Below are 12,637 nucleotides of genomic sequence, written 5' to 3' on the forward strand. Positions count from 1 at the left end.
GCTGCATTTTGTTGTTGGTGAGCCCTGCCTCAGCGTTGAAACTTTCGGTATTCGCAGGAAGGGCGATTCATATTACCCATTCCGGGGCTAGGCCACCGCTGGGTCTTTTTATTTCTCCGAGAAACACAGCTGGGCAAAAAAATCGAAGTGCGGTCTTGGCTGATGGCAGCGTTGATCGAAGATCCGCATACCTATGACACGGTACTGGATATGGCAGAACGGATCGGTATCGCCATCCGCACATCCCTCGGGCATCGAACGCTAGGCTGCATCTCGAGGGTGGTGGAAAGATCTTTGAGCAAGGTTTTGTAGAAGAGGTCACTCATGGCTTAACCCCGGTAATGATGGATATTGGGGGGGAAGTGGTGTGGCGGGGACTGACCTCACTCCAGTCGTCCATGAAAGGTTGGTCGGCTTCGGTAACTTCGCTGCTGAGCATGAGGTGGCAACCGCGCTGCTTAGCTATGCGGCACAGGCGGTCAGCTATGCTGTGATGGGGCTGGCGGCAGCTTCGCGCGACATCGCGATCCAGGCCTTCCTCGGGTCGGCGATCGGGCAGGTTCGCGATTACGCGATAGAGAAAGTCGGTGACTACTATCAGTCCAAGGGGTGCGAGCTGATAATGCCGTTATTTTTGCTAAGGGTACGGTGTTTGGTGTAGAAACCGTTGCTGGGAAGGTCACTTCTGCGGTGAATGGTGCCAAGCTTTATGCCATGCAGATAAGCGGTAAAGCTACTCAAAGTAGTGAAGCAGTTGACCTCGCACTTAAGCACAAAACTGGTTGGACCGATGAGCAAAGAGTTGAGGCCGCCGCAAAAGCTAAAATTCTCAATGATGCTCCGACTGTAGTAACAGCTTCTGAACGATCAGGAATAGCGGCAGCAATGAATTGTTATCGTCGTACAGAGCAGACCCCAACCGGACGTGATATTGATCATATGGTCGATTTGCAGTTGGGAGGCGCCAAAACAATCGATAATTTGTGGCCACTTGACGCTAGCATGAATAGTAGTCTTGGCTCCCAAGTTCAGCATCAAATAAAAAATTTGCCACCGGGCACCGTTATCAATCGCGTTACGATTGGAGATTAGAATATGTTCAATGCGTTCGGTATGATGTTCTTGCCTGACGAGGGGCTTTCTCTTGATGCCGCAAACGAGACTGTTGCTGCCGTTGGTGATGGTGACGTTGCAGAGTTGTTGAATAACTTTGGAGGTAAATCTTTCAATAAGGGAATTTACAGAATTATTGCTCCTTCGTCTGTTGAATCCTGGAATAGACGTATCCAAAGCATGTTCCCTGATTTTGCTGGGAAGATAACTTGCTTTGGTTTCGATTGGCTTGGTCGAATCTTCGCGCTCGATGCTTTCAGGCTCGAAGATAAACGACCTGGCGTCGTTATGTTTGAACCAGGAACGGGCGAGTCTTTAGAAATTCCTTGCAATATTGAAAGCTTTCATGAGGATGAGTTGCTTAATTATCGCGAAGAAGCACTTGCAGAAAGTTTCTATCGTGACTGGCTTGCTGCAGGAGGTCTTTCGCCGAGCCTGTCACAATGCATTGGTTACAAGAGGCCTTTGTTTCTTGGGGGGGCAGATGCAGTGAATAATTTAGAGTTGTCTGATCTAGATGTTTATTGGGCTTTAATGGCGCAAGTTATGCAAAAGGTCAGGGGGCTTCCCCCTGGTGCTCTTGTTGACCAGGTTTCAATTGATTAAATTTTGGGGTTCAGGACAGATCATGATTGAAGGGGAAACGGGGACAGACCACGTTTTCTGTGAAATATTTTGAGTGACTGAAACAGTAGGAAATAGAAATAGGTGATGTCTTTTCTTGGGTTGGCTAAGCTTTCGGTCCGACTTGTATGAAAGGACTCTCCATATGCCACGCAGAGCACGCGTCTTGATACCGGACGTACCCTTGCATCTAATTCAACGAGGGAATAATCGATCGGTTTGTTTTTTCTCGGACGATGATTATCTTTTTTATATAGAACTCCTTGCTGAGCAAGCCAGTAAAAGTGGGTGTGAAGTTCATGCGTGGTGTTTGATGAGTAATCATGTGCATTTGTTAGTCAGCCCTCAAGAGCAAAGTAGTGCGGGTTCGCTTATGAAGGGGATAGGGCAGAGGTATGTGCAGTACGTGAATCGTACATATGGACGCAGTGGAACCCTATGGGAGGGGCGCTTTCGTTCATGCCTTGTTCAAAGTGAAAGCTATGTTTTGGCCTGCTATCGTTATATAGAAATGAATCCTGTCCGGGCTAGAATGGTAACGCATCCGGCGGAGTATCGTTGGTCGAGTTATCGTGCTAACGCACAATCAGAGTTTTCGTATTTTATTACCCCGCATGCTCAGTATCTGTCGCTTGGAGGGCCAAACAAATCGACTGCCGAAGCTTACAGGGAGCTTTTTAGAAACGAGCTGGGGGTGGGGCTGGTTGACCAGATTCGGGCCGCCACTAATGGTAACTATGTGCTTGGTGGCTCTCGATTTGCTAATGAAATTGAAGCAGTGATCGGACGGCGAGCTCAGCGAGGCCATCCGGGACGTCCTGGAAAGCGATCACTGTCTTAGTTGGAAAACGTGGTCTGTCCCCGTTTTCGAAGGGTTAGCCAGCGTCGTGATGGTGGTGGTGGCGGTGGTTGCGACGGTGTTTACGGCGGGGGCCGCCACAGCGGTGATCAGCGGAGCAGCCACAACCTTTGGCGGTGCGGCCGCTGCAGGTACTGCTGCACTGTCCGCCGCCGCGGCAGGAACGGCTGCCACTATTAGTCTTGGCGGTGCAATCGTCGGGGCCGCCGTGGGTAGCGCGGCTTCCCAATTGGTTGGCATGGGCATGGGCGCAGTGGATAAATTCTCCTGGGGGCAAGTAGCCGCCAGCGGAATTACCGGGGGCCTCACTTACGGAATCACCTCCGGCGTCGGTACATTGGCCCAAGGCGCTCAGCCAGGTTCCTGGGCCCAAATCGCGGCCAGTGCCGCCAGAACCTATTCGGCTCAAGGCGTTTTTAACTACGCCGCCAGCCAAGTGGCCAATCGCATCGTTGGCCTTGACACCTCCTTCAGTTGGAATCGCCTGGCATCCTCAGTGGTGGCTGCCAACGTCAGCGGCGGTTTGAATGGGCGCTTTGGCAACCAACTGTCCGGTCAGATCGTGAGCGGCCAAGCCGGCGCATACGCCTCGGCGGTGATAAGCGATAAGTGGTTAGGGGGCTCACGACCTAATCACGGTCAGATCGCGGCGGATGCTTTTGGTAATACGCTGGGCAACTTCTTCGTGGATCAATTCCGTGAATCTTCGGATGAGGCAGTGCAGCGGGGAATGAAGTTGGCTGGGCTGCCGGATGATGAGGTATATAGGGACGACTTCAGGCGGGCGCTGGCCAATGGAGTCCCTCCTGAGCAGTTGAGTGAGTTCTATACCCATCCTGGAACAAGACAGGTTGCGCTTCACCCAACGCGACCTGGCGAGAATGGCGGCTTCATGAGCTATGAGGGCGACGGTGTATGGGTAGGCGTCCCGCCGCCACAAGAGCCGATCACATACTCGGTGGGTGATCTGGAAGGCATTACGAGCCTCAACGGAAGCAGCACTTGGGTAGACTGGGCGAACGACTTCACTCCAGTCGTCCATGAAAGGTTGGTCGGCTTCGGTCAGTTCGCTGCTGAGCATGAGGGGGCGACCAAGCTGCTTAGTTTTGCGGCAGAGACGGTCAGCTATGCGTTGATGGGGTGGATGCGGGCTGGGCTCAGCATCGCGACCGAGGCGGTCCTTGGGGCAGCGAAAAGCCAGGTACGCGATTACGCGATAGAACGAGTTGGCGACTATTACCAGTCCAAGGGTGTTAGCACCGACAATGCTGGAATTCTTGCGAGTGGTACCGTATTTGGTGCCGAGGTTGCTATCGGCGAGGTCGGGGCTGCAGTGAAAGGAGCCCAGCGGTATGCGATGCGGATGGATGATAAAATTGGCCCAATCGGTGGGAGGGAGCCCGTAGTCATTGATCTCTTCGGTGGTCGAACATCTCAGATCCCTGGAGCAATTAATATCGATATTGTGGCGGAACAGGGGATTCGAGCATCTGCTCTGCAACTTCCAATAAAGTCTGGTGTTGCAGATCAGGTTGTTGCAAGCAATCCATATATTAAAGGGTTGACAAGCGAGGCTTGGCTTCCCGGCGCAGCAGATGCGTTAAAGCCGGGTGGTCACCTCATCATTAACGCTACATCTAGAAATACAACAGCTATTTTGCCGAGTGTCGAGGTGTTAGATGGTCTAGGTCTTCGTGTGATACGGGAATCTGGATCGCTATTGCCTCAGTTTGAAAAGAATGTTTTCAGAACAACTGATGGAGTCAAGATTCCGAATTGGAAGGTCCAAAGTACGATTCTTGAAAAAAGGTGAGGCGCATGAGACGAATTCCTGAAAATTTTGACAAGCTTCACTTTACGGAGTCTCGGCTAGGTAATCCTGTAGTCGAAGGAAGAACCTTGTGTATTCCTGTGGATGGATTGCTTCCGATGATGGGACATCCGTTGATGGACGGTGGTCCGCGATTATTATCCGGAAGGCTGATATTTCGAGGTGTTGTTACATCGCGAAGAGATTTGACCGAATACATAGGGGATCCAAAAAGTCCAGACGGCTTCAAGGACGAGTATTCAGTGGAAGACTTACCTCCCCAATCCAATGATTCTGGTGTCTGTCGAATGTATCTTTTTGAGGGTTTATTTGACGAGCCTGTTGCTTGGGTTGATTGGGATGTTTTAGCAGAGTCCTTCGAATTTGTAGTTGATGAATGAAAGGGAGGAGAAAAAGTGGGGGCCGACCCTGAGGGATCCCCGAATTTTCTTACAGAAAATCAAGAAGTTGGAATATTGAAGAGACCTGCATGAGTCGGCAACTTGGTTTGTACAACACAAAAACAAGATCCCGAACCCATGCAGGCCATCCGATTTGTACACAGAGCGCTCGCTCAAGCACTTCCCTCTGTCCATTCCCGCCGTCTGACTACGTTGATGAGTTGTGTCAGTTCGTTACTGCAAGGCCGTCGTCTGACGCTGACAGGCCTAGGGCGGTCTCTGCCTGGCCGGGCTTACCCCCAAGCATGCCATCAAGCGAGTCGACCGATTGCTGGGTAATCAACACCTCAGAGCAGAGCGTCCACTGTTCTACTGGGTGATGTTACGAGCGTTGCTGGGCTCGCTAAAACATCCGTTGATTTTGGTCGACTGGTCTCGAATTGATGCTCCAGGGGATGCTTTTTTGTTGAGAGCAGCGATCCCGCTGGCCGGACGCTCATTTCCCATTTATGAAAGTGTGCATGAGCGCGAGAGTTGCCCGAGCTACCAACAACGCTTGCTTAATACACTGGCCGAACGACTGCCTGACGGTTGTATTCCCATCCTGGTAACTGACGCGCTCAAGTCTCTCCAAGGTTCTTCGAGAATTTGAGTTGCGTCCGCAAAACGTGTCTGTCCCGGAGGGATCTGCGAGCATCGGGTCCTCGCGTAGGAAACTTCTGAAAATCCCACCAAAAGCACTATTCTGGCCCTAAGCCTCTCGCCGGAGGTTTTCTGTCGCGTTACGCTCTGGATGTCGCTGCACATTCAGCGACCGGGCTTGGTAACCCGGTGGAATAAGGCGTAACAGTGCACAGACAGGATTGCAGGCTTTCAGGCCTGCGATTTTGTTTTATGGCAGCTGTGCGTGGGACGTCTTCTGACGTGCCGGTTTCCTTGATTCCCCGGTTTACCAACCTGCGCACAGCTGCCACCCATTCGCTTGGTAACGGATGCGGCAGCTCTTCGAATCAAGGGAGTTGAACAATGCATATCAATAGATCAAGAAAACGGCCTCATCTACTCCGCCGCTCTGTATCGCGGTCCTGCTGCATCTCAGTCAGTGGAGATCGCAAATGACCGAACGAGCAGAAGCAAAAACCATCGGCTACACCCCATTCCATTATTGCTCCGATCGTCCGCTGTTCCGTGTTAATGGCGGTGTCCCGTTGAATGAAGCGTTGCAACAAGCATCAGATCTCTTGCATCTCGCCTACCGACTTGCAGAGGACGCAACCTTCGAAAGGAAAACGGACCGCCATGCCTGGGCCGCTCACTATTTAATGGAGATGAGCAAAGCTGTGATTGACGATGTAGTGAAAGTCATGACGGTTAGACCTGAGGAATCAAAACACTCCAATAGCTAACGACTCACCGAGACAGCAAACATTCGAGTCGCCGGAACGGGTAAAAAACGGGGTAGACCACGATTATGGGGCGGACCGATTACAGGAACTCAAGTCGTGGTCTGTCCCCCGGGTTTCCCTCGATATCCAAGCCCGCCCCGCCACCATTCGTCCCCACCCCGTAACATCCTGTTGCATCCGCTGACACTATATCGCCATCATGGCAAAACAATGGCGATCTGCCATTCGGACTATGGCGCGCCCAATGCGCACCCTGGATCTAGCTCAGTTGGGGTTATGGATGACGCAGGATTTCATGCTCTACGCGCTCAAAGAAGCGCTGCTGACCTCCGCGGTGGTGGCTGCTCCGCTACTTCTGGCCATCCTGATCGTCGGCCTGCTGGTCAGCATCCTGCAAGTCGCGACCCAGATCCAGGAAATGACCCTGACCTTCATCCCCAAGCTGATCGTGACGGTGGTCATGCTGTTGGTGTTTGGTGGCTGGATGTTGACGGTCCTCAAACAATTCGCACTCAGTGCATTAACTCAGGCCGCTAGCTTCTAGCCGCGTTTTTTGGTGTGAGTGTGCTGACATTCTTCTTCCTCAATGCGCTTCTCGTGTCGGTCAGGTTGATTCCGCTCGTGGTGGTTTCGCCGGTCCTGTTTTTTTCGCGCATTCCATTGACCGTCCGGTTGATCCTGGCACTGGCGTTGGCCGCCGTGCTGGTCAGCAGCATGACGCTCACCCAGGCCCCTGTTTTCACACTGCCGGTGGTGTTGGGCGAGTTGTTGCTGGGTGTATTGATGGCGTTCGGTTTTCATGCCGCCCATGCCGGTGTCGATATGGCCGGCAAGTTGATCGACACTCAAATCGGTTTGAATGCGGCCGGGGTGTTTGATCCGGGCACTTCGAACATGATGGGCCTGATGGCCGAGCTGTTGGTCTGGTCGTTGGGTGCGTTGTTTGTCGTGCTCAATTTGCATCACGACTTGCTCAGGGTGTTCGCTCAGTTGCTGGTGGCGGTTCCGCCCGGCAGTGTGTCGCTGACCACGTTGTCCGTGTCTTTGGCGACGGTCATGACGCAGCAGTTTTTGCTGGCGTTCATGATTGTCGTGCCGGTGATCCTCGGGTTGTGGCTGATTGATGTGGCGTTTGCGTTTTTGTCCCGTTCCATGCCCCAGGCCAATGTCTATTTCCTGTCCTTGCCCCTCAAGTTGGGCGTGGGCATGTTCATTTTTATCCTGACCTTGCCGATGATCGTCCAGCGTTTGCCGCTGCTGATTGAAAACGCCTTGCGGTTTGCCCTGTCGCCGGCGGGTGTTCAATGAGCGATCAGCAGGACAAGAGCGAAGAGGCCACGCCCTACAAACTCGAAGAGGCCCGCAAGAAAGGGCAGGTGCCTCGCAGCCCCGATCTGTTGTCCTTCATCATGTTGTTGACGTTCCTGATGGTTTTTTCGGCCATTGCTTATCCCTTGGCGAGTGTCATTGCCGCTCACACCCACTGGTGGCTGGGCAATGCCGGGCAATTGGGGCAAGGCTTTGGTTACCTGGGCGAGCAGGGCGGCTATAGCCTGCGACAGGTGGTGTACGGGTTGTTGCCGTTGATTGGTGCGCTGGTGTTGATGGCGATCCTGACGAATCTGCTGTTCAGCGGCCCGGTGTTTTCAATGACGGCCTTGAAGCCGGATTTCAAACGACTCCATCCGATCCAGGGCCTCAAGAAACTCTTTTCGCGACGCATGTTCGTTGAGCTGATCAAGGTGCTGGTCAAGGGCGCGTTGTTCTCGCTGGTTTTGTATTACCTGTTCCAAAGCGTGTTGCCGCAATTGTTGGGCATGGCGACGATATCGCCCCTGGAGTTGCCGCAGGCCGGCAAGCAATTGCTGATGCAGTTGGGCTTTACTGTGCTGGCGGTGATGGCGGCGGCGGCGCTGTTTGATATCTGGTATTCGCGCCGCGAGTTCGGCCGGCAGATGCGCATGAGTCGTCGGGAAACCAAGGACGAACATCGCCGCCGCGAAGGCGATCCTGAAGTGCGTGCCAAGCGCAAAGGTATCCAGCAGGCGCTGCTGAAAAAAGCGGCTGCGCTGGGCCAGGTCAAGGACGCTGATGTCATCATCACCAACCCGACCCATTACGCGGTGGCCTTGCAGTACCGGCCTTCCAGCATGCTCGCGCCCAAGGTGCTGGCTATGGGGCGTGGCTTGCATGCCCGGCGTATCTGTCATGTTGCGCGGAAGCACCAGGTGCCGATTTTGCGTCGTCCGCCCTTGGCGCGGGCGCTGCACGCCCTGGCGCGGGTCGATTCGGCGATTCCGGATTCGACTCAGGCCGATGTCGCGCGTATCTATCGCTGGGTGATCGCGCTGCCAGGCAATAAGGTGCTTACGCCATGAAGCCACTGTTATCGCGCCTGCTTTCCGAGGGCAGCGATCTGCTGCTGGCCGTGGCGGTCATTGGCATTTTACTGGTGTTGTTCACGCCGATCCCCACGTGGCTGTTGGACTTGCTGTTGCTGACCAACTTTGCCGTCGCGTTGATGGTGCTGCTGGTGACCTTCGACATCGACAAGCCGTTGAGCTTCTCGACCTTTCCGTCGCTGTTGTTGATGACCACCTTGTTTCGCCTGGCCCTGAATATCTCCGCGACGCGGCTGATCCTCACCGATGGCGATGCCGGGCTGGTCATCGCGGCGGTGGGCACCCATGTGGTGGGCGGCAACTATGTGATCGGCTTTGTGATTTTCCTGATCCTGGTGGTGGTGCAATACGTGGTGGTCACCAGCGGTGCCCAGCGCGTGGCCGAGGTCGCCGCTCGTTTCACCCTGGATTCGTTGCCGTCGAGCGCGCAGGCGTTACTTCTGATGGATTCGGTCTTTACCGGGCAAACGTCCTGACGCTGTTCAACCCTCAGGATTGGTCGTATGCGTTGAAAAATCTTCCAGGCGCGCTGGGGGACGGTGACGGTTTCGCTTTCCTGGGGACAGGCCTGATTATTTTATCGATCTGTGCCTTTGCAGGATGGTTGCGTGGTAACACGGGGCTTGGTTCGGCGCTGTATAAACGTCCGATGCTGGGGTTGGCGCTCATCGGCCTGGCCATTTTTTCGTTCTCGAACCATGTCGCAATCGGCTCGTTCGAGTTTGGCTATTCCTTGCCCCCACAAGTGATTTCTATCGCGAACATTTTCCGTGCTTCCGGGCGAATGGTCTGGCCGATTTACTACATTGTGATTTTTGCGATTATCTTCCTGATCGTTCGTGCCCATACGCCAAGAATTGCTGCGTATCTATTGGGGATGGCGCTCTTGATACAAGTTTTCGACACGCACAGTGGCTGGTCGGACGTTAGAAAAACATTCATGGTCAAGCCCGCATCCGAATGGGCAATACCTTTTGTCGATCCATTTTGGAAAAGCGCTGCATCTCATTACCAGAAAGTTCGTTGGGTCGTGCCGCAAAATCTATCCCCACATTGGCTTTCTGTTTCTGCCTTTGCAGGTCTCCATCATTTACCAACGGACGCCGTTTACCTTGGGCGCGTGAGTATGAAGCAATGGCGACAGGCTGACGAAAAAACAACCCTGGCTTTAGCCTCGGGAAAGTACGAACCGGATTCGCTGTACTTGATGGACAACCGGGCTATGTTGCGTGCGTTGGGTACCGTCGATACCTCCGCTGATCTTTTCGTCAGAATCGATGGCTTTACCGTGCTTGCGCCTGGCTGGAAGCAGTGCAGCGAATGCCCGCAGTTGACAAATGAACAGGCGCCGACAGCCGCCCCACTTGAGCTTGGGCATACCGTGCGATTCGATCAACGCGATTCAGGTACTGCGTATTTGGCAAAGGGGTGGGCTGAGGCGGGACAATGGGGCACCTGGACCGAGGGAACCGATGCGGAAATAGTATTGCGAGCGACAACCCTCGTACATTCCATTCGCTTGGAAGCCTCAGCCTTTCTTGTGCCGGGGCATGCACAGCAGAAAGTCACTGTTCTTATCAATGGCTTACTGGCATCGGCCCATACGCTTGAGAAGTCAGAAGGCAACGTCCTCGAAATACCCGTTACGCCCTCAATGCAACAACGCATCGCCGATCAAGGCTTCTTGAGGATGCAATTGCAATTTGCAGACGCGATAAGCCCGCAGCAGCTCGGCTTGGGCGATGATGCCCGAGTACTTGCGATTGGCTTGAAGACGATGACTGTCAACTAACTGCGGGTGGATGGCGCAGGGGGACCAAACATACGGTATTGCCCAAAAGGCGACGTTTCCCGCTCTAACTCACAAAAAAAGCCACTCAGATGAGTGGCTTTTTTGTGCTTGAGAATTGCCTCCATTCATATCGACAGATTGCTTTCGGCCCATTTCTGCCACTGAGTTTGGGCTGTATCAGTATTCTCATGAATTACCGTGCAGCGCTGTGGCCGCAGCCGTCACACCCTGCGCAGTGAGGATAATATCTGCCGCGCGTTCGCCGATGACCACGCACGGCGCCATTGTGTTGCCCACGCTAATTTGCGGCATGATCGGTGCCAGTAAGTCACGGCCGAGCGGCGGATAAACTGCTCCATAACGCGATGTTCTTTCGGGCCGGGCACAACTTCGCGTTTGACCAGCCCGGTGAAGGCTTCGCTGTTACCGAGCGTCCTGCTGGTTGTTCAAGGCGCGGCGCGTCGCGGCAACATCGTCGGCAAGCGAGGTGAGCGGGTTTTGCACACCGTAACGGCCACCCCTTGGGCTTGGAGCAGTGGCACCACTTTGGCCCAATCGGAGCCGTCGGCGAACGTGCCGTGTACGATCACCACGGAGGGCGTTGTATCCTGCGCGTGACTGGCGCTTGCGGTGAAGGTACCGGCCAGGGCAAAAGCGACGGTAGCGATTTTCGATTTGATTGTTTTCATTGGATGAGCTCCTGTTCGGGAGTTCAAATTCCGCTGACCGGCCTGCGATGTGGGCCTCGGTCAATTAGCCGACCCCGGGACATTTTTCATGGATAGTGAGTTGCAACTGGACATCTCCCTGGGTGGGGCACTGGCGACGATCGCCCAGGTCGGTGACCTCAGCATGGGACAACCTCTCGGTCATTCCCGGCGCGTTGCCGCACTGGCGCGGATGCTTGCGCAGGCCCAGCACGGCGACGGTGAGCACCTGAGGGTAGCGGAACAGGTTGCCTTGCTGCGCTGGTCGGGTTGCACCGCCAATGCCGAAGGCTTTGCGGATCTGCTGGGCGACGACGTCGATGGCCGCCGCGCGATGCTCGATTTGACGCTGGGCAATGAGCAAATGAACGCGGTGCATCAGGCAACCCCGCTTGCCGTCGTGCACTGTGAGGTGTCTGGAGCCATCGCCAAAACCCTCCAGCTCGGTGCCGCCGTCGAGGCGGGCTTGTGTCGCGTGTTCGAAACCTACGACGGCACTGGCCGGCCGCTGGGCCTGACCCATGAGCACATTCCGGAGGTCGCCTATCAGGTAGTACTTGCAGGCGATCTGGATATTCTCAGTCGTGCACACGGCCTGGATGCGGCGCTACGCTGGATCAGAGAACAGTCGGATCGGCGCTATCCAGCGTCGCTGGTATCGTTGCTTCTGGACAACGCAAAGGACTGGCTGGCGGATCTGGAAACGCTGTGGAAAACCGTTGACCACGGGCATGAGCAGCGTTGCGTCTCACTGACGTTGGTGGGAGACATAATCGACTTGAAGCTGCCGTGGTTGGCAGGGCATTCGCGGCAGGTCGCGCATGTCGCCGTGGAAGCTGCACGCCTGTGGGGGCTGCGTGAACCGACTTTGACAGACATTGGCAAGTCCGCGCTCATCTACGGTCTCGGCCGGGCAGCTGTTTCGAACCACCTGTGGAATACCGCAGGAACGCTGCCATACAGCGCTGCGGAGCGGGTGCGCCTTGTCCCTTACTGGACGCAACAGGCGCTTAGACCTATCACTGAACTGGCTGTGCCCGCAGAGATTGCAGCCCATGCCTATGAACGGCTCAACGGCAGTGGCTATTTTCGAGGCGTGGCGGGTGATGCGCTGAGTGCCGAGCATCGCCTGTTCGCCACATCGGTAGCCTGGGTCGCGCTAAGGGAAGCCAGGCCATGGCGATCGGCTTACGGCGAAGCGGATGCAGCCAGGCTGCTCAAACAGGATGCTGGCAATGGCTTGTTCGACAACGATGTTTGCGAAGCAGTCATTGCCGCCGCAGGTGGCGAGCGGCGGATGCGGCAACCGAAGGCTTCGTTACTCACGTCTCGCGAGTGCCGCATCCTGCTGGAGATCAGCCGTGGCGCCAGCAACAAGGAGGTGGCGCGGCTGCTGGACATCAGTCCGAGCACGGTTCGCACGCATATGGAAAGCATCTTTCGCAAACTGGAATGCTCGACCCGGGCAGCCGCTACCTTGAAGGGGCTGACACTGGGGTTGATTGCCTGAGCCAGGTCAAGGT

The 12,637-nt window shown here is 54.9% G+C and carries 12 protein-coding genes and 3 pseudogenes; 14 read left to right on the forward strand and 1 reads right to left on the reverse strand.

Going from position 1 to position 12,637, the window contains the following annotated elements:
• Positions 1–367 precede the first annotated feature (367 nt).
• The 13 genes and pseudogenes from PSEUDOMOFG3G_RS09220 (at position 368) to PSEUDOMOFG3G_RS09275 (ending at position 10,407) form a co-directional block, all read left to right on the forward strand.
• Positions 368–661: a hypothetical protein gene (locus PSEUDOMOFG3G_RS09220; protein ID WP_139049706.1), complete on the forward strand. Its 294-nt coding sequence runs from the start codon at positions 368–370 to the stop codon at positions 659–661.
• Positions 662–690: 29 nt separating this feature from the next.
• Complete coding sequence (locus tag PSEUDOMOFG3G_RS09225) at positions 691–1,092, forward strand: hypothetical protein (RefSeq protein WP_139049707.1); 402 nt, start codon at positions 691–693, stop codon at positions 1,090–1,092.
• A 3-nt stretch (positions 1,093–1,095) separates the two neighbouring features.
• Positions 1,096–1,719, forward strand: coding sequence for a T6SS immunity protein Tdi1 domain-containing protein (locus PSEUDOMOFG3G_RS09230; RefSeq protein WP_139049708.1), 624 nt, complete (start codon positions 1,096–1,098; stop codon positions 1,717–1,719).
• Between the two features lie 202 nt (positions 1,720–1,921).
• Entirely contained in the window at positions 1,922–2,578 is a 657-nt protein-coding gene (locus PSEUDOMOFG3G_RS09235; protein WP_257220695.1) for a transposase, read from the forward strand.
• A gap of 46 nt (positions 2,579–2,624) precedes the next feature.
• A complete protein-coding gene (locus tag PSEUDOMOFG3G_RS09240; RefSeq protein WP_139049710.1) occupies positions 2,625–4,409 on the forward strand; it encodes a hypothetical protein in 1,785 nt (594 codons plus the stop codon).
• Between the two features lie 5 nt (positions 4,410–4,414).
• Positions 4,415–4,807 (forward strand): hypothetical protein, encoded by a 393-nt coding sequence (locus tag PSEUDOMOFG3G_RS09245; RefSeq protein ID WP_139049711.1) that lies wholly within the window; start codon positions 4,415–4,417, stop codon positions 4,805–4,807.
• Positions 4,808–4,945: 138 nt separating this feature from the next.
• Positions 4,946–5,426 (forward strand): annotated as a pseudogene (locus tag PSEUDOMOFG3G_RS27995) (IS4 family transposase); the annotation flags it as partial.
• Positions 5,427–5,922: 496 nt separating this feature from the next.
• On the forward strand, positions 5,923–6,213 hold the full coding sequence (locus PSEUDOMOFG3G_RS09250) for a DUF3077 domain-containing protein (RefSeq protein WP_139049712.1): 291 nt from the start codon (positions 5,923–5,925) through the stop codon (positions 6,211–6,213).
• Between the two features lie 244 nt (positions 6,214–6,457).
• Positions 6,458–6,757 carry a flagellar biosynthetic protein FliQ gene (locus PSEUDOMOFG3G_RS09255; RefSeq protein WP_257220696.1) on the forward strand — a complete coding sequence of 100 codons (300 nt, stop codon included), beginning with the start codon at positions 6,458–6,460 and terminating at the stop codon, positions 6,755–6,757.
• Between the two features lie 14 nt (positions 6,758–6,771).
• Entirely contained in the window at positions 6,772–7,521 is a 750-nt protein-coding gene (locus PSEUDOMOFG3G_RS09260; protein ID WP_257229552.1) for a flagellar biosynthetic protein FliR, read from the forward strand.
• On the forward strand, positions 7,518–8,591 hold the full coding sequence (locus PSEUDOMOFG3G_RS09265) for a flagellar biosynthesis protein FlhB (protein WP_139049714.1): 1,074 nt from the start codon (positions 7,518–7,520) through the stop codon (positions 8,589–8,591). Before PSEUDOMOFG3G_RS09260 ends, PSEUDOMOFG3G_RS09265 begins: the two co-directional genes overlap by 4 nt.
• A pseudogene (locus tag PSEUDOMOFG3G_RS09270) lies at positions 8,588–8,977 on the forward strand (FHIPEP family type III secretion protein); the annotation flags it as partial. The gene PSEUDOMOFG3G_RS09265 and the pseudogene PSEUDOMOFG3G_RS09270, both read left to right, overlap by 4 nt.
• Positions 8,962–10,407, forward strand: coding sequence for a DUF6311 domain-containing protein (locus PSEUDOMOFG3G_RS09275; RefSeq protein ID WP_257220703.1), 1,446 nt, complete (start codon positions 8,962–8,964; stop codon positions 10,405–10,407). The pseudogene PSEUDOMOFG3G_RS09270 and the gene PSEUDOMOFG3G_RS09275, both read left to right, overlap by 16 nt.
• A 435-nt stretch (positions 10,408–10,842) precedes the next feature.
• Here the strand turns inward: PSEUDOMOFG3G_RS09275 and PSEUDOMOFG3G_RS09280 are convergent.
• Positions 10,843–11,096, reverse strand: a pseudogene (locus PSEUDOMOFG3G_RS09280) (alpha/beta hydrolase); the annotation flags it as partial.
• An 88-nt stretch (positions 11,097–11,184) separates the two neighbouring features.
• Here PSEUDOMOFG3G_RS09280 and PSEUDOMOFG3G_RS09285 point away from each other — a divergent pair.
• Positions 11,185–12,624 carry an HD domain-containing phosphohydrolase gene (locus tag PSEUDOMOFG3G_RS09285; RefSeq protein ID WP_047229691.1) on the forward strand — a complete coding sequence of 480 codons (1,440 nt, stop codon included), beginning with the start codon at positions 11,185–11,187 and terminating at the stop codon, positions 12,622–12,624.
• Positions 12,625–12,637 lie beyond the last annotated feature (13 nt).

Origin of the sequence: Pseudomonas sp. FG-3G, from assembly GCF_901007645.1 — a bacterium.
GTDB classification, from domain to species: Bacteria; Pseudomonadota; Gammaproteobacteria; order Pseudomonadales; family Pseudomonadaceae; genus Aquipseudomonas; species Aquipseudomonas rhizophila.